Genomic DNA, 16,015 nt, shown 5'->3' on the forward strand with positions numbered 1-16,015 from the left:
ACAGGAATAGTTAAAGTTTCCAAATGGATGAAAAATAAGAATAATTTATTTGGTATAGCTGCAAATATTCTGGAGAAATCTATTGTAATGATCAAATAACTAACATGAGCTAACTTTTTGACAGTCACCTTATATTAATATAATATAGAGAAGTCTCGAAAGTGAGATAAATAAAACCTAAAAAAACATATAGATATATAGAGGAGTTTTAAAATGAACGTATTAGTAGTAAAAGCAAATAATCGTCCAGCAACAGAGGCAATTTCAAGTAAAATGTATGAAACATTCATGGCTGAGCTTGAAGGTAAAGACGTAAACGTAACTGTTTATGACGTATATGAAGAAGACACTCCATACTTTGGACAAGATCTTTTCAATGCTTTCGGTAAAGTACAAAATGGTGGAGAGTTAACTGATGTTGAATCTCGCTTGTTATCAGCTAAACAAAAAGCAATGGATTTATTAACTGCTGCAGATGTTGTAGTATTTGCATTCCCATTATGGAATCTAACTATTCCAGCTAAATTACAAACTTTCATTGATTATGTATATGCTGCAGGCTTTGCATTTAAATATGATGCGCAAGGCAACATGATTCAATTGATGACAGATAAAAAAGCAATCTTCCTAAACGCTCGCGGTGGTATTTACTCTACACCTGAGGCAGCACCAATGGAAATGGCTGTAAACTACATGCGCGCAGTATTTGGTGGAGTTTTCGGTATGCAAATTATTGATGAAGTAATTATTGAAGGTCATAACGCAATGCCTGACAAAGCACAAGAAATCATTTCTTCAGGTATGGAAGAAGTAAAAGCTTCTGCTCAACGTTTAGTAGACTTAGCAGTTAAAGCCTAATCAATTATATAAAGCCGTCAAGGTCCTTAAGCGACCTTGGCGGCTTTATTTTTATGCGGAAATAAGCTAAGTGAAATGTAGGAAAGACGGTTGAGAGCGCTCATCATAGGAGGGGATTGTGTAAACTATCGGGTGATTGTAGTAAATCAGTGGCTAATTGTCGTAAAGTAAGCTCTGATTGTAGTAAACCAGGCGGAAGCGTTCGCCATAGAATGGGATTGTAGTAAACTACCGGTTGATTGTAGTAATCTAGTGTCTGATTGTCGTAAAATAAGCTCCAATTGTAGTAAACCAGTGATCAATTGTCGTAAAACAACCAGGAACCATCCAACTAACACAGGATAATGCTCAATTATTTTTGATATACTATACATAGAACAGTGTGTTATAATATTAATAGAACAACGTAAATAGGAGGCATAATATGTTTATAGAGATAAAACCAAATTCATCCGTACCGATCTATTTACAGTTAGCTCAACAATTGATAGAAGGCATGGCTAGGGGTGAGTTAAAGCCAGGGGATTCTCTACCATCTGTAAGAAGTTTTGCAGCAGATTTGGGGATGAATATGCATACAGTTAACAAAGCGTATCACCTTTTAGAAGAAAAGGACTTCATTCAAATTGTCCCGAAATCTGGGGTCATTGTGCGGCCAAAAGGAATGGAAAAAGCAACACAACTACAACAGCAATTACTTGCAGAACAGATTCGCCCATTATTAGCGGAGGGAATGGTATTACAGCTTTCAGAGGAAGAAATGGTTGTGATGGTAAGAGAGCTTGTTCAACATATTAAGGAGGGGTAATGATGATTTTATTGTTATTTGGATTTATTCTATTATTTATTACGATATTACAGGCATTCATTCCAGTATTTTTAAAGCCAACACTCATCTTCGGTATAAATGTTCCAGATCAGCATGCAAAGGATAAGGAAATAATTCTACTAAAAAAAAGATATACCGGAGTCGTTCTCTCGGTTGGCTTAGCTATCTTTGCGGTCTATCTAGTATGGGCGATCAGTCAAAAGCCTGCAGAGGAGACTCTTGCCCTTGTTAGTGTGGGGATTCAATTTGTTGTTCTTTTTTTGAGTATCGCTTATTACTTTATCATGCATACAAGAATGAAGAAGTTAAAAGAGGAACGTCGTTGGTACTCTGATAAAAACGAAGTGAGAGTAGTGGATTTGAAATTCCATGAAAAGCTTCAATTACTTCCAAAAATGGCGTTTATCGTCCCGATGGTTGTAACAATCGGACTTATCGTTTATACAATTATGAAATATCCACAGATGCCGGAATTGATTCCTACTCATTGGGGTCCAACAGGGGAAGCAGATGCATTTAGTAAGAAAAGTTATTTTACTGCCATTTCTCTTCCATTGATATTATTGGTTGTTCAGGGAATGTTTTTATTTACAAGCGAGGGGATTAAATTGTCAGGAACAAGTATAAGCCCTCGAAACAAAAAAACTTCTGTAAAGCAGCAGCTAGCATTTCGAAAATATTCAAGTTGGCTTTCTTTTGTCATGTCGGTAGGGATTACTTTGATGATGGGGTATTTTCAGTTACAAACCATTCATCCTGAAATAGCCTCCTCGATAGTTATGCTTGTCCTCCCACTTGGATTCTTGGTACTTGCTTTTGCTAGCGTTGCTATTTTTACAATAAAAATTGGGCAAGGTGGTTCACGTATAAAAGTAGTAGAGGATGAAGCAGAAGTAAATCGTCATATTACATCTGTAGACGATGATCAGTTTTGGAAGGGCGGTATTTTCTATATTAACAAAGACGACCCTAGCATTTTTGTGGAAAAACGCTTTGGAGTCGGTTGGTCCATTAACTTTGCAAGACCATTAGCCTGGTTATTTATTTTAGGTCCCATTCTACTCATTCTTGCAATTTCGTTTCTTCTATAAAACGATGTCCCTAGAGTATAAAATGCTCTAGGGATTATTTTTATATTGCGCATATACAAAGAGACAAAGGATATAGGAATCCCCTTTGTTTATAACAATTATACTTTATGTAAATAGAGACAGGCTATAAGCCCGTCTCATGAATGAAAACGAAATAACTAGGAGGTACAGGAATCCTTACTTAGCAGGATTCACCGCCAACATTACCGCCGCCGTTACCATATCCAAAAGTACCAATTACGATAATTAAAAGAATAAATAATACTACTAATAAAGCGAATCCTGATCCGAAGCCGACTCCACCAACGTTACCGCCAGTGTTGCCACAGTAACCGCCATATCCGCCAGTATTACCACCACCATAGCCGCCACAATAATTTGAATAACTCATTATTAACACCTCCTCGCTAAGAGTTATCTTATTTTATGTGGGGAATTATGGTTAGACTGAGGAATATGTGGTAGTTCTCCATATTTTTTTAAAATAGAAGAAAAAAATGAAAATAAAAAAACGAGCAGTTATTATAACTGTTCGTTCTTCGCCTCTTTCATATTTTCTGTAACCGTCCAATGTTTAGATGGAATAATATTTTGATTTAGCTTTTGGACGAAGTTATGTGCATCTTCATAGTTCGTAAAAGATTTATCTAATTGGCTATTGGAATTTTTCAAGGTCTCTGTTGTACCATTTGATTGACGGGTAATAAGAAACATAGGTACACCTCCGACTATGACTTTTTATGTATATGATTATATCAACAAAAATAATGGAAAGGAATAAATATACAAATTTATATTCTTATTGTTATTTTATTGTAATATAACGACCATTTATTTTAAAAACAAACAATTATAACTATGAAAGTAAATATGTTACAAAATGATATTTATTTTTAGTGATTAATGGAGAACTTTGTGTGTAGAATCAAAATCTACAGATTGGAGCTATGGAGGAGTTAAATAACGTTGTCTAAAATATGATATTACAAAGCAGGCTCTCGGAAGTTTAATAAGAGCCAATTAAGGATTCTCTATTCGGCTATTAATTTATGGTAACTGGTAGCAGTCGTTCACTTTTAAATATAGGTATCTATTGATTTTCCTTTTCCATCAGCTTTCGAACGTTTTCTTTCGGGTTCCAACAATTAAATTTATATGTGGGCGCAGTTTGAAAGCCCAACCGTTTGCATTTATAAAACATTCCATTTTTCGTTTTTTCACTGATGAAATGAATACAAGTTGCACAGCAATGAAAATCCTTCATGCTAAAACCTCCTAAACGAAGTACTTGGTGGGGTAGAGATAATTATGTATATGAAATAGAAAAAAGAATGGTGCAGAAGGATCTTGCTGGGGGAAAGAGAACGTATGGAATAAAAATCACAGAGATGTTCATTTTTTGTATCTGTTCCCATACATCAAATAACTAGAAAAATGTAGGCTTTGGAACAAAAATTCCAAAGCCTAAACAGTTGTCTGTTATTTACTTACTCTTCGTCAAACACTTCAACTTTTTCCATTTTATCGCCATTTTTCATAGCTTTTGCAGCTTCTAAACCGCTTGTTACTTTACCGAAAACAGTGTGAACACCGTTTAGATGTGGTTGTGGTTCGTGCACGATGAAGAATTGGCTTGAGCCAGTGTCTTTTCCTGCATGAGCCATAGAAAGGCTACCTGCTTCGTGTTTGTGTGGGTTTCCAGCAGTTTCACATTTGATTGTTTTGCCGCTACCGCCCATGCCTGTTCCAGTTGGATCTCCACCTTGGCTTACAAAGCCAGGAATAACACGGTGGAATACTACACCGTTGTAAAAACCACTGTTAGCTAATTCTTCAAAGTTTGCTACTGTGTTTGGTGCTTCGTTTGGATATAATTCAAATTCAATTTTGTCCCCAGATTCCATAAGGAAATAACCTTTTTTCGCCATTATAAAACACTCCTTTTGTAATAAAAAATTCTTTCACAGTATAGCATGAACTCTAGCTTTTTCCAAAGAACATAACTGCAAAGCCGAGTGATTGGAAGCAAACAACATGGTTCAGCTGAAATTTATATAAATATCAGCTGATGGGTGTGGTAATCTCTTTCTTAAAATGTATATAGTATTAAACAAATGGATGTAAGCACAGCATGAAAGTGGTACGATACAAAAAGAGGTGAATTATATGAACGGACAAAATAGAAAAGATATTCATGCAGGACTAGAAGTGTATATAATTTTAAAAAAGGATCAGCGCTCAGGCAATAAAACAAAGGGAGTAGTTCAAGATATTTTAACGAATTCATCCTTTCATCCACACGGCATTAAAGTAAGATTGACGGACGGTCAAATAGGCAGAGTCTGCGAAATTATAAAATAAAGACTCAATAGGGGTCTATACATACATTGACAGTAAAGGGAGAGCGAGAAAAGATGCAGGTAGAATCTCAAATATTAGAGTGGTTTGAACATTTTCATAAATATCCGGAAGTAAGCTGGAAGGAATTCGAAACAACCAATAAAATTGCTGAAATCCTTGATTCACTAGAAGTTCCTTACCGACGTTTTGATGATGTAACAGGTCTCTTGGCAGAAATAGGCGAGGGAAAAGAAGTGATTGCAATTCGTGCAGATATCGATGCTTTATGGCAGGAGGTAGATGGAGTATACCAAGCAAATCATTCTTGTGGTCATGATGCGAATATTTCTATGGTTTTAGGAGCTCTTCTTTTATTGAAGGATTCAAAGCTGGATAAACGTATTCGCTTTATATTCCAGCCTGCTGAGGAAAAGGGAAATGGTGCGAATTCTATGATTGATAGAGGGGCACTAGAGGATGTTACCCATCTCTTTGGAGTGCATTTAAGACCCGTGGAAGAGCTACCTTTTGGTAAGGTGGCACCAGCGATACACCACGGTGCAGCAATGTTCCTTGAAGGGAAAATTAAAGGGATTGATGCACATGGAGCTCGACCTCATCAAGGAAAGAATGCGATTGATGTAGCAGTTGCAATCCATCAATCCTTAAAAAACCTATACTTTTCTCCTTTTGAGGCATACTCTGCAAAACTGACGAAAATACAGGCTGGTGGGGAAAGTTCCAATATTATCCCTGGTACAGCAAGCTTCTCGATCGATGCACGTGCTCAAAAAAACAATGTGCTTAAACAAATGAAAGAGCAAATTGAGAAACACTTACTTTCTCTTCAAGGGCTTTTTGATATAGAAATAGAATGGGAGTGGCAAGATATTACTCCTGGAGCAGAAGTTTCAAAAGAAGCCGCTTCAATAGCTAGAGAAGGTATCATTGAAGCGATTGGAACAAAGAACCTAGCAGAAGAGGTAATCACATCTGGTAGTGATGATTTCCATTTTTATACGATTAGACAGCCGAAATTAAAGGCTGCAATGATTGGCATAGGAGCAGACCTTTCTCCTGGTCTTCATCATCCTCATATGACTTTTGATCGCAAAGCCCTCTATATCGGTGCTCAAGTGCTTATGAAAGCGCTTTTAAAAATTGCTAAAAAAGATTGACGTAATTTTAATAAAAGATTAATATATCCCTAATAGCGACTAATAAACGACAATTGTAAATTATTGAACAAGTCGCGAAGGGGTGAATTGGTATGGTAGAAGAAAAGAAACCATTAGAGAAAAAAGAAATGTCCTTGATATGGGCGATCACGCCTTTATTAGTAATGATTTTAACAATGATTATTACTGTAGTTAAGTTGGAGCAAGGGCCTCACATTCCGTTAATAGTTGGTACAATCATAGCAGCATTTGTTGCTTGGAAACATGGCTTTAAATGGGATGAAGTCGAGGAAATGATGTACAAGGGGATTAAACTAGCGCTTCCAGCGGTAGTCATCATTATATTGGTAGGTCTTATCATAGGAGCATGGATCGGCGGTGGTGTAGTTGCTACGATGATTTATTTCGGACTAAAAATCATAACGCCAGCTTTCTTCTTAGTTACAATTTGTGTGATTTGTATGATAGTATCGCTTGCAATTGGTAGCTCTTGGTCCACGATGGGGACAATTGGGGTTGCAGGTATGGGAATCGGTTTAAGTATGGGAATTCCGGCTGCTATGATAGCTGGAGCAGTTATCTCTGGAGCTTATTTTGGAGACAAAATGTCACCGTTGTCCGATACAACCAATCTAGCGGCTGGTCTTACAGGAACAGATTTATTCGTACATATTCGACATATGTTTTACACTACTATACCCGCAGCAGTTATTGCGTTAGTAGCTTATGGTCTATTAGGAATGAAATATAAAAACAGCAGCATTGATCAGGAAAGCATACAGCAAACAATAGGCGTGCTTGATCAAAGCTTTGTTATATCACCGTGGTTATTGCTAATTCCGTTAGCAGTAATTGTATTAGTTGCTCTAAAGGTACCTGCTATTCCAGCTTTAGTAGTTGGTATTTTACTAGGATTCCTATCTCAGATTTTTGTTCAAGGAGGAGACGTGGCTTCAGCTGTTAGTGCTCTTCAAAGTGGATACGTTATTGAAACAGGTAACGCAATGGTAGATGAACTCTTTAACCGTGGTGGGTTAGATTCTATGATGTACACGGTGTCAATGACGATTGTTGCAATGACCTTTGGTGGGATACTTGAGTTTTCAGGGATGCTTCAGTCTATTATGAATCAGATTTTAAAGCTTGCAAAGACAGCATTTTCTATGGTAGCTGCTACTATATTAGCTTGTTTTACAACGAATGCTACTTGTTCAGAGCAATATATCTCGATCGTTGTACCAGCTAGAATGTTTTCTAAAGCGTACACGAATATGGGACTGCACTCTAAAAACTTATCACGAGCTTTAGAGGATGGAGGAACTTTGACATCGGTATTTATACCTTGGAACACTTGTGGTGTTTTCATATTAGGGACACTAGGGGTAGGTGCTTTTGAATATGCACCATATGCTATATTAAACTATACAGTGCCAATTCTATCTATTATTTATGCAGCAGTAGGTTTCTCCATTGTGAAAATCTCAGAGGAAGAAAAGCAAGAGATTTTAAACAAAGAGATTGCAGAAGCATAAAAAAGGAAAGTTCAGTGATAAGCTGAGCTTTCCTTTTCTTTTTAAGTGGCTTTTTAATGCCAAAAAGCTTTTTATGACCGGATAGAAAATTTTATAACCGGATAGAGGAGATTTATGACCGGATAAAAAAATTTATGACCGTTCAGCAAAATTACCTAGAACTCAGCAGGCTTTAAATTTAATAGGTAGGAAAGTTAAATTCATATACCGCTCGAGGTCGCCCCTGCTGATAGGTCATTTCTTCACCAACGATGGATGCATAACCGTGATCCGACAACTTTTTAAGAATCCTTTCAGTTGTTCGCCTACTGACCTTTAAAAAGACTTCTAAATCATGTGCAGTAAACTCGACGGAATGGTGGATGCGACTAAATTGCATAATCTTAGAAAGATTAGCTGGGCTTAATTTTGTCTCTTTGGCTACTAAAACAAGCCTAGGATCGTTCGTTCTTAAGTCGATTTTAGTTTCATTTTGAAGGAGTGGCCCAGTTAGTTGTTTTTCCTGGTTCATTAGATAGATATTGTTTTTTGTAGCATGTTTTAAGGCATCCTTAGCGTTTTCACTAGCTTCTAACACTGTCGTGCCATACCCAAAGGCAATGCGGACGGGGGTGCTAAAAAGGTCGAACCAGCTATTCACCACGTTGCTCTCCAAGGCAAGTTGAACCTTTCCTTGAGTAGTGAAAAGCATATAAAGCAGGTCATCGACTTTAACAATCGAAGCGTCTATAGAATCTGTTACTTTATTCAAGGAGGTTGCTGAGCTAGAGTCCTCTTGGTCTAGTAAAATAGAGCAAACGGCAATTTTGGAGGCTTCACTTTTTGCGAGAATTGCTAATGAATTGGTTTCTTCAATCGCTTTTAAAATAGAGTTTTTTGGGTCAATCATTCGAACGACAGGTATTCCACTTTGCATCAAAGATTCATAAACAGCGTGGACAGAAGTAATTGCAAGCTTTGTTTTTCCGGCATTTTGTAGGCTAATATGAAAAGACACCACCTCTTCTAAAGAGAATGCAGGATCAATTTGCATAAGAAAGGGAACGGCAGCTGTTTGGTTGATATCCTGTAAGACACTTTCTACAAGCTTTGGTTCTATTAAGTCCATGGAAACTTGATGAATAGGAGTATGACAAGTTGCTAATAATGTAGTAGCAACGGAAGTACTGTCCTGCTTTAAATAATAGGAAGGTACAGGCAAGAGCTCTCTCTCTTTTTTCGCATATAGGTAGGGGAGCGAACCAGAGAAAAATACAGCGGCGCATGGTTTTATATTTTTTACTAGTTCCTTCGCCTCTTTTGGAGTATTATAGTGATAATAATCCAAACGGATAAAAGGCATCTCATGTTCGAAATGCTTCAAGCGATCTATAAAGTTTGTAGAGCCAAGAACTGCTATACGTGATTGCATGATATCCCCCTTTTTTTATGTATTTAACGACTATTTAACGACAACTATAACCAAAAAATAAAAATATGTAAAGGAAGTTAGAAAAATATGAAAATTAAAGAAATAGAAATATCTGCTATTAGATTACCATTAATCGATCCATTTATCATTAGTTATCATACGTACGATGATATGCCTTCTATCATAGTGAAGCTCACAACAGAAGAAGGTCTAGTTGGGTATGGAGAGGCAGTCGCAGACGAGCACGTAACAGGAGAAACATGGGAGAGCACATATGCTATGCTAAAAAATACTTTAGCACCAGCTTTAATCGGAGAAAATCCGATGGAATTTGAGCGACTTCATGAAAAGATGGATAAAGCTGTCTACCAAGCACCAGCAGCTAAAGCAGCCTTAGACATTGCTTGCTACGATGTGGTCGGTAAAAAACTAGGTGTTCCAGTATACCAATTGCTAGGTGGGCGTTATCATGAAAGATTTCCAGTTACTCATGTATTGAGCATAGGCTCCCCAGAATCTATGGCAGAAGAAGCAGAAAAACGTATGAAAGAGGGCTATACTTCATTTAAAATGAAAGTAGGAACAGAAGTACAGGCTGATGTAAAACGAATCCAAGCAGTTAGAGAAAAGGTAGGCAATGAGATTGCCATTCGCGTAGACGTAAATCAGGGTTGGAAGAATAGTGCTAACACGATTTCTGCGATGCGTCAGCTAGAGCATACAGGACTAGATTGGCTGGAACAGCCTGTAATGGCAGATGATTTTAACGGAATGGTGGAGGTCAAGGCAAAAACTAGTACCCCCCTTATGATGGACGAAGGCTTGAGAGGGCTTCGTGATATGCGTGAGTTAATAGAGAAGCAAGCTGCACACAAAGTGAATATTAAGCTGATGAAATGTGGCGGTATATATCCCGCTATGAAGCTTGCTCATATGGCTGAAATGGCAGGCTTAGAATGTCAAATCGGTTCTATGGTCGAGTCTTCCATTGGTTCAGCCGCAGGATTTCATGTAGCTTTCTCTAAAAAAGCATTTACGAGTGTCGAATTGACGGGTCCACTTAAGTTCTCGAAGGACGTTGGAAATTTGCGCTATGATGTTCCTTTTATTAAACTTAATGAGCGACCAGGTTTAGGTATTGACGTGGATGAAGAGATGTTAAAAGAGTTAACGGAGTTCTCAGATAAAGTAATGAAGTAAGAGGAAGTGCATCAATGAAAGAGTGGATAGTCAGTCTTGGGGAAAAAGAGTACCCAGCTCGAGAGTTAACAAAGGACAATATAGAACAAATTTTAGCCTTACAGGACATTGTCTTGCAAAACTTAGATAATAAAGAGTTTTTACAGCCCCTTACAAAGGAGGAATTCGAAGACTCTCTAGAGCATCGTTTAATGGTAGGTGTATTTGCTGGTGAGGAGCTAATCGCATTTCGTACCCTTGCGATTCCAGCAATGGACAAGCATCATTTAGGATATGATATTGGTCTTTCGGAAGAACAATTAGGTGACGTTGTTTATCAAGAAATTACGAATGTCCATCCTGAATACCGCGGTTACGGTCTCCAAAGAAAACTAGCGGACCTTGTAATGGAGCTTATGCAGGATTCTACATACATCTATATTTGTGCGACGGTAGCACCATTTAACTTTGCCAGTTTAAAAGACAAGCTAAGCCAAGGAATGGTTATTAAAGCTCTCAAACGTAAGTATGATAATATGCTGCGTTACATATTTTACAAGAGAATCGATGGAAATGATTTTATAACATTTGGCGAAAAAGAGCTCCATATAAAAATGGGGGGCATAGAGGAACAGCAAAAATTACTAGCAGCGGGCTGGGTAGGCACAAGCATCTTCCAAAAAGATGAAGAGTGGTTTGTTGTATTTAAGGAAACTATATAAAGCGATTAGACCCTTAATGAAAATTCATTAGGGAGTCTCTTATCCGCAAAGCTCCCTAAATAGTTTTGAAGTAACCAAAAGGTTTTATCTCACTTGAGGTCTTAAAATAATATGTAAGGCAAATACATCATTTTTATCTACTGGGATTACGACCCATTAAGGTAAAAATGATTTTTTTTATTAGAAAATTTTTCAAATTATTTATGAAGTTCCTGTGCAGCCTTGTCACAAACAGGAGTATTGTGTTGGATGAAGAGCTACACCCTCTCTTTTCTTCAGTCAAATGTATGAGAACCATTCAAGACCTTTGACTGAATGCGAGATACTTCGACTCCCTTATATTTAAAATAGTAAGAATATTTTAAGGGGTGTTTGACGATGAAAACTTTATATCAGGATTCACGATTTTGGCTAATTATATTTGCTAATATAGCTTCCTCTATTGGCTCAGGAATAACGATGATTGCAATTCCTTGGATGCTAGTGACGAGTGACGATGGCAACGCTGTATTTGGGTACATTACAATTTCTATGACTATCATTAGTTTTATAATTACGCCCTTTGTAGGTTCTTTAGTGGATAGAATGTCCAGAAAAAAATTACTTTTAATCAGCGAAGTGGTTTGTTTAGTTGTATTATTGTTTTTTGCCTCTATTGGATTTTTAGGTTTATCCTATGAAATCTGGCACTATACACTAATTTATATGATAGGTAGTCTATATTACACCATTTTTTATCCAACCATGTTTGCGATGAATCAGGAAATTTTCCATAAGGATCAGTATAAGTCTTTAAATGGCACAATGGAGGTACAGGGCCAGCTTTCTAGTATGATTGCTGGGGGAGTGGCGAGTATTTTACTGATGAAATGGGATTTACATTATATTTTATTATTAGATGTATTGACGTACGGAGCAGCGATATACTTTTATGTTAAGCTACCTTACACAAGAGCGAAACGATCGAAGGCAGAAAAGGTGGAGAAAGGTAAAACGTGGGAAGGCTTAGTTTATATGTTGGCTCGCCCAACCATGTTTGTCTTTTTAGTATTTTCTTTTATGCCTTTTATAGGGGTCATGCTAACAAACTATTTGTTTCCTGTTTATCTAGTTGAAGTGTTAGACGCGGATGCAAGTGTATATGGTTTAGAAGGGATGATATATGCTGCTGGTGCAGTGCTAGCAGGTATTGTTGTTCCTATTCTGGCGCAAAAACTAGGAAATGAGAAGACAATCATTCTAGGAGTGCTTATTTATACGGTTGCGATTTCCATGATAGTCTTTGTTGAACTACCTATTTACTTAACATTAATGTTGTTTTTAGCGATTGGAAACAGTGGAGCTCGGGTTGCGAGGAATTCCTTCCTGATGGATCAAATTCCAAACGAAATCATTGGTAGGGTTGATAGTTTGTTTCGTTCCATTGGTTTACTCATAAGAATTTTATTGCTAGCCCTTTTTACTGGGATGGTTTCTTCAGGTCTAATCGTCATGTGTTTCTATGTTCTAAGTGGCGTATTGGTCGTGTCTGCCTTTATGGTGACGATCAGCTGGAAGAGGGGCTTTGAGGTTAAAAAGAAAAAGACTATATGTCTAGAAGAAGTTAGTATGTAGAAGTATATATTTCAAATAATAAGTTGTATGTTTGGGGGGCTTAGGGTAATGGATGAAGTCCCAAATGATGAACGAGCAAAGGGGTTCCGCTGAAGAATCGCAACCTTGGAGAAGCTTATAAGATTTACATTTGAAACAGGATGATAGAATTTTAATAAGTAATTAAATACTACTGCAAAAAGTTAATAAGTAATACAACTGCCTAATAAAAATGAGCAGTTTTTTCATATTCGCTTGATAGGGAAAGTAAGCGAGAGTCGAATTGCCCTTCTTCCATATCTTATTATAAATTCTCATAATTTTAGAGTACAAAGAATAGTGAAAATTAATAGTGTTATCGAGTAGAACAGGTTGATTTTACTATATTCGTTGTTTATAATGAAAGACGACTCAATAATGATAATCGTTATCAATAAAATTGAGAAAAATAATTTTTTATGGGGATTACAAATGAGATTATGGATATTAGTAGTAGCAACTATTATCCTATCCTTTATTTCGCTATTTATAGGAGCCATTGATATTAAACCGAGTGATCTGCTTGATTGGGACTCCCAAAAGACCCAAATCTTTTTAATGAGTCGATTGCCACGCTTAATGGCAATTATATTAGCTGGTGCAGGAATGGGTATTGCGGGCTTAATTATGCAAAGCTTAAGCCGAAACAAATTCGTATCACCGACAACGGCTGGTACACTTGATGCAGCAAAACTAGGTGTTATAGTTTCGATGATATTCTTTACAAATATGTCTTATATGGGACAGATTTTCTTTAGTTTTACATTTGCTCTAATTGGAACTTTTATCTTTATGCAATTGCTTGAGCGTATTAAATTTAAGGATGTTATTTTCGTACCTTTAATCGGTATTATGTACGGTAATATCATTGGGGCCATATCAACATTCTTAGGATATGAAGCAGATGTTTTACAAAACGTTGAATCATTCTTTTTAGGGAGCTTTACATTAGTTGTCTCTGGGCGCTATGAATTACTATACGTAGCTGTACCAGCGATTATTATTGCTTATATTTATGCAAATAAATTCACTGTAGCTGGTATGGGTGAGGATTTTGCAAAAAACTTAGGTCTAAGTTATCGTACAGTGTTAAATATAGGTCTTGTTATTGTAGCGATAATTTCTACAACGGTAGTTTTAACAGTAGGTATTATCCCATTCTTAGGTTTAATCGTTCCTAACCTTGTTTCTTTGTATTTGGGAGATAATTTACGCAAGACAATACCGCATACTATTTTCATGGGTGCTGCATTCTTACTAGCATGTGATATTATAAGCCGTTTAATTGTCCATCCATATGAAATTCCGGTAAATACGACAGTCGCCGTAATTGGCAGTGCGATCTTCTTAATTATGTTGTTTAGGGGGAAAGCATATGCGAAAAAATAGTACCAAGCTAATTATTTTAGCTGTTATTGCGTTAATATTTATGGCGTTGTTTGCATTTTATAATATTCAGGGTGGTTTCAGTTATGCCTTTCCAAAGCGTTTAGAGCGTTTAGCTGCAATGGTTATCACTGGTACAGCAATTGCATATGCGACGGTTATATTCCAGACTGTAACACATAACCGTTTATTAACACCTTCAGTGATGGGTATTGACTCTATGTATCAAGTAGTGCAAACGGTAATATACTTTACAGCAGGTTCAGCTTCTGTTTTCGTCGTAAGCCGTTACTTAAACTTTAGTGTATCTATTATTGCGATGGTAATTTTCGCTCTAATCTTATATCGTTTTTTATTCCGAGCAGATAAATATCCAATTTTCCTTCTATTGTTAGCGGGTATGATTATTGGAACCTTGTTAGGAAGTCTAGTAACATTCATGCAAGTTATTATTGATCCTGTAGAGTATGAAAGTCTACAAGCTCGATTGTTTGCAAGCTTTATGAATGTGAAAACAGAATTGTTACTTATTGCAATAGTTATACTGGGGCTGGCATTTTTGTATGGTTCTCGATTGTTGAGAGATTTGAATGTTGTATCATTAGGTCGAGATAATGCCATCAATCTAGGTGTTAACTATGACAGAATCGTACTACAAGTTTTAATATTATCTTCTGTGTTAATAGCTACTTCAACAGCGTTAGTTGGACCTGTCACATTCTTAGGTTTAATTGTAGCGAATGTAGCGTATCAATATTTAGACACCTATAAACATTCTGTATTAATTGTTGGGGCGAGCTTGATTAGTATTATAGCGCTTGTCGGAGGACAATTTCTCGTGCAGCATATATTCCATTTGAATACAACCATTAGTGTAATAATTAACTTTGTCGGTGGGATTTACTTTATTTACTTATTACTAAAGGAAAGTAGGAAAGCAGAATGATTGAAATTAAAGAGCTTTCTAAAAGCTTTGGGAAAAAAACGGTCGTTGAAAATGTAACATTAAAAATTCAACCAAAGGCTATCACTTCTTTTATTGGCCCAAATGGTGCTGGTAAATCCACCTTGTTATCAATGGTGAGCCGACTATTAGATGCTGATACAGGGGAAGTATTTTTAGATCAAACGGACGTAAAGAAAATGAAGTCAGATACTTTTGCAAAGCGAGTAGCTATTTTAAAACAGGCAAACCACTTAAATATCCGTTTAACTGTTCGCGAGCTTGTTTCCTTTGGTCGCTATCCGTATTCCAAGGGGCGACTAAATGCAGAGGATGAAAAATTGGTCGACCAAGCACTGGAATATATGAACTTAACCGAAATGCAAGATAATTTTTTAGATGAGTTATCGGGTGGTCAAAAGCAGCGTGCATTTATTTCAATGGTTATTGCTCAGGATACAGAATATATTTTATTAGATGAGCCCTTAAATAATCTAGATATGAAACATTCTGTACAAATTATGAAAATTTTACGCAAGCTTGTAGATGATTTAGGGAAAACTGTAGTCATTGTATTACATGACATTAACTTTGCTTCTGTATACTCTGATCGCATCGTAGCATTAAAGGATGGCCGTCTTGTAAAGGATGGTCCAACGCATGAGATTATTAACTCGGAAGCTTTACGTGATGTATATGATATGGATATTCCTGTACAAGTGCAAGATGGTTGCCGTATTTGCGTATACTTCAATTCCCATTAATTTTCAGCAAAATGTTTTATCTCTAATAGGTAGAAGATTCAATATGCGTGCATGAGTCTAGTCACTTATGCACGTATTTAATGCGGTTTAAATGAGAATGAGAATTAATTGCAAAAATGAGTTGACAAATTTTGTGCGTTTCATTTAAAC

Annotated in this window: 17 protein-coding genes; 12 read left to right on the plus strand and 5 right to left on the minus strand. The window is 36.8% G+C overall.

Features of this window, described 5'->3' with window-relative positions; translation table 11 throughout:
- The first annotated feature begins 213 nt into the window (after positions 1–213).
- The 3 genes from MHB55_RS00705 to MHB55_RS00715 all read left to right on the plus strand — a co-directional run bounded on the left by MHB55_RS00705 (position 214) and on the right by MHB55_RS00715 (position 2,778).
- Entirely contained in the window at positions 214–858 is a 645-nt protein-coding gene (locus MHB55_RS00705; protein WP_144538295.1) for an FMN-dependent NADH-azoreductase, read from the plus strand.
- A 424-nt stretch (positions 859–1,282) separates the two neighbouring features.
- Positions 1,283–1,666: a GntR family transcriptional regulator gene (locus MHB55_RS00710; RefSeq protein ID WP_144538297.1), complete on the plus strand. Its 384-nt coding sequence runs from the start codon at positions 1,283–1,285 to the stop codon at positions 1,664–1,666.
- Positions 1,667–1,668: 2 nt separating this feature from the next.
- Positions 1,669–2,778, plus strand: coding sequence for a DUF1648 domain-containing protein (locus tag MHB55_RS00715; RefSeq protein WP_186318150.1), 1,110 nt, complete (start codon positions 1,669–1,671; stop codon positions 2,776–2,778).
- Between the two features lie 181 nt (positions 2,779–2,959).
- On the opposite strand, the gene MHB55_RS00720 is transcribed toward MHB55_RS00715, so the two are convergent.
- The 4 genes from MHB55_RS00720 to MHB55_RS00735 form a co-directional block, all read right to left on the minus strand.
- Entirely contained in the window at positions 2,960–3,169 is a 210-nt protein-coding gene (locus tag MHB55_RS00720; protein ID WP_144538299.1) for a YjcZ family sporulation protein, read from the minus strand.
- Positions 3,170–3,300: 131 nt separating this feature from the next.
- Entirely contained in the window at positions 3,301–3,492 is a 192-nt protein-coding gene (locus tag MHB55_RS00725) for a hypothetical protein (protein WP_144538300.1), read from the minus strand.
- A 376-nt stretch (positions 3,493–3,868) separates the two neighbouring features.
- Entirely contained in the window at positions 3,869–4,042 is a 174-nt protein-coding gene (locus MHB55_RS00730; protein ID WP_186318151.1) for a hypothetical protein, read from the minus strand.
- Positions 4,043–4,265: 223 nt separating this feature from the next.
- Positions 4,266–4,706: a peptidylprolyl isomerase gene (locus MHB55_RS00735; protein ID WP_144538301.1), complete on the minus strand. Its 441-nt coding sequence runs from the start codon at positions 4,704–4,706 to the stop codon at positions 4,266–4,268.
- Between the two features lie 238 nt (positions 4,707–4,944).
- Here MHB55_RS00735 and MHB55_RS00740 point away from each other — a divergent pair, with 238 nt between their 5' ends.
- From MHB55_RS00740 to nhaC, 3 genes are all read left to right on the plus strand, one after another.
- The gene (locus tag MHB55_RS00740; protein ID WP_144538302.1) at positions 4,945–5,139 is read left to right on the plus strand and encodes a YwbE family protein; all 195 of its coding nucleotides are present in this window, start codon (positions 4,945–4,947) and stop codon (positions 5,137–5,139) included.
- A gap of 53 nt (positions 5,140–5,192) precedes the next feature.
- Positions 5,193–6,296 (plus strand): amidohydrolase, encoded by a 1,104-nt coding sequence (locus tag MHB55_RS00745; RefSeq protein ID WP_144538573.1) that lies wholly within the window; start codon positions 5,193–5,195, stop codon positions 6,294–6,296.
- Between the two features lie 92 nt (positions 6,297–6,388).
- Positions 6,389–7,828 carry a Na+/H+ antiporter NhaC gene (gene nhaC, locus MHB55_RS00750; RefSeq protein ID WP_144538303.1) on the plus strand — a complete coding sequence of 480 codons (1,440 nt, stop codon included), beginning with the start codon at positions 6,389–6,391 and terminating at the stop codon, positions 7,826–7,828.
- A gap of 178 nt (positions 7,829–8,006) precedes the next feature.
- On the opposite strand, the gene MHB55_RS00755 is transcribed toward nhaC, so the two are convergent.
- On the minus strand, positions 8,007–9,239 hold the full coding sequence (locus MHB55_RS00755) for a transcriptional regulator (RefSeq protein WP_144538304.1): 1,233 nt from the start codon (positions 9,237–9,239) through the stop codon (positions 8,007–8,009).
- A gap of 87 nt (positions 9,240–9,326) precedes the next feature.
- On the opposite strand from MHB55_RS00755, the gene MHB55_RS00760 reads away from it, so the two are divergent.
- The 6 genes from MHB55_RS00760 to MHB55_RS00785 all read left to right on the plus strand — a co-directional run bounded on the left by MHB55_RS00760 (position 9,327) and on the right by MHB55_RS00785 (position 15,865).
- Positions 9,327–10,439, plus strand: a complete 1,113-nt coding sequence (locus tag MHB55_RS00760; RefSeq protein ID WP_144538305.1) for a mandelate racemase/muconate lactonizing enzyme family protein — start codon at positions 9,327–9,329, stop codon at positions 10,437–10,439.
- 14 nt (positions 10,440–10,453) lie between these two features.
- Positions 10,454–11,140, plus strand: coding sequence for a GNAT family N-acetyltransferase (locus MHB55_RS00765; protein ID WP_144538306.1), 687 nt, complete (start codon positions 10,454–10,456; stop codon positions 11,138–11,140).
- Between the two features lie 378 nt (positions 11,141–11,518).
- Positions 11,519–12,754: an MFS transporter gene (locus tag MHB55_RS00770; RefSeq protein WP_144538307.1), complete on the plus strand. Its 1,236-nt coding sequence runs from the start codon at positions 11,519–11,521 to the stop codon at positions 12,752–12,754.
- A gap of 450 nt (positions 12,755–13,204) precedes the next feature.
- Complete coding sequence (locus MHB55_RS00775; protein WP_144538308.1) at positions 13,205–14,161, plus strand: ABC transporter permease; 957 nt, start codon at positions 13,205–13,207, stop codon at positions 14,159–14,161.
- A complete protein-coding gene (locus MHB55_RS00780; protein ID WP_144538309.1) occupies positions 14,148–15,104 on the plus strand; it encodes an iron chelate uptake ABC transporter family permease subunit in 957 nt (318 codons plus the stop codon). Before MHB55_RS00775 ends, MHB55_RS00780 begins: the two co-directional genes overlap by 14 nt.
- Entirely contained in the window at positions 15,101–15,865 is a 765-nt protein-coding gene (locus MHB55_RS00785; protein ID WP_154311929.1) for an iron ABC transporter ATP-binding protein, read from the plus strand. Before MHB55_RS00780 ends, MHB55_RS00785 begins: the two co-directional genes overlap by 4 nt.
- Positions 15,866–16,015 lie beyond the last annotated feature (150 nt).

The organism is Psychrobacillus sp. FSL K6-1267 (assembly GCF_038003265.1).
Classification (GTDB): Bacteria; Bacillota; Bacilli; order Bacillales_A; family Planococcaceae; genus Psychrobacillus; species Psychrobacillus faecigallinarum.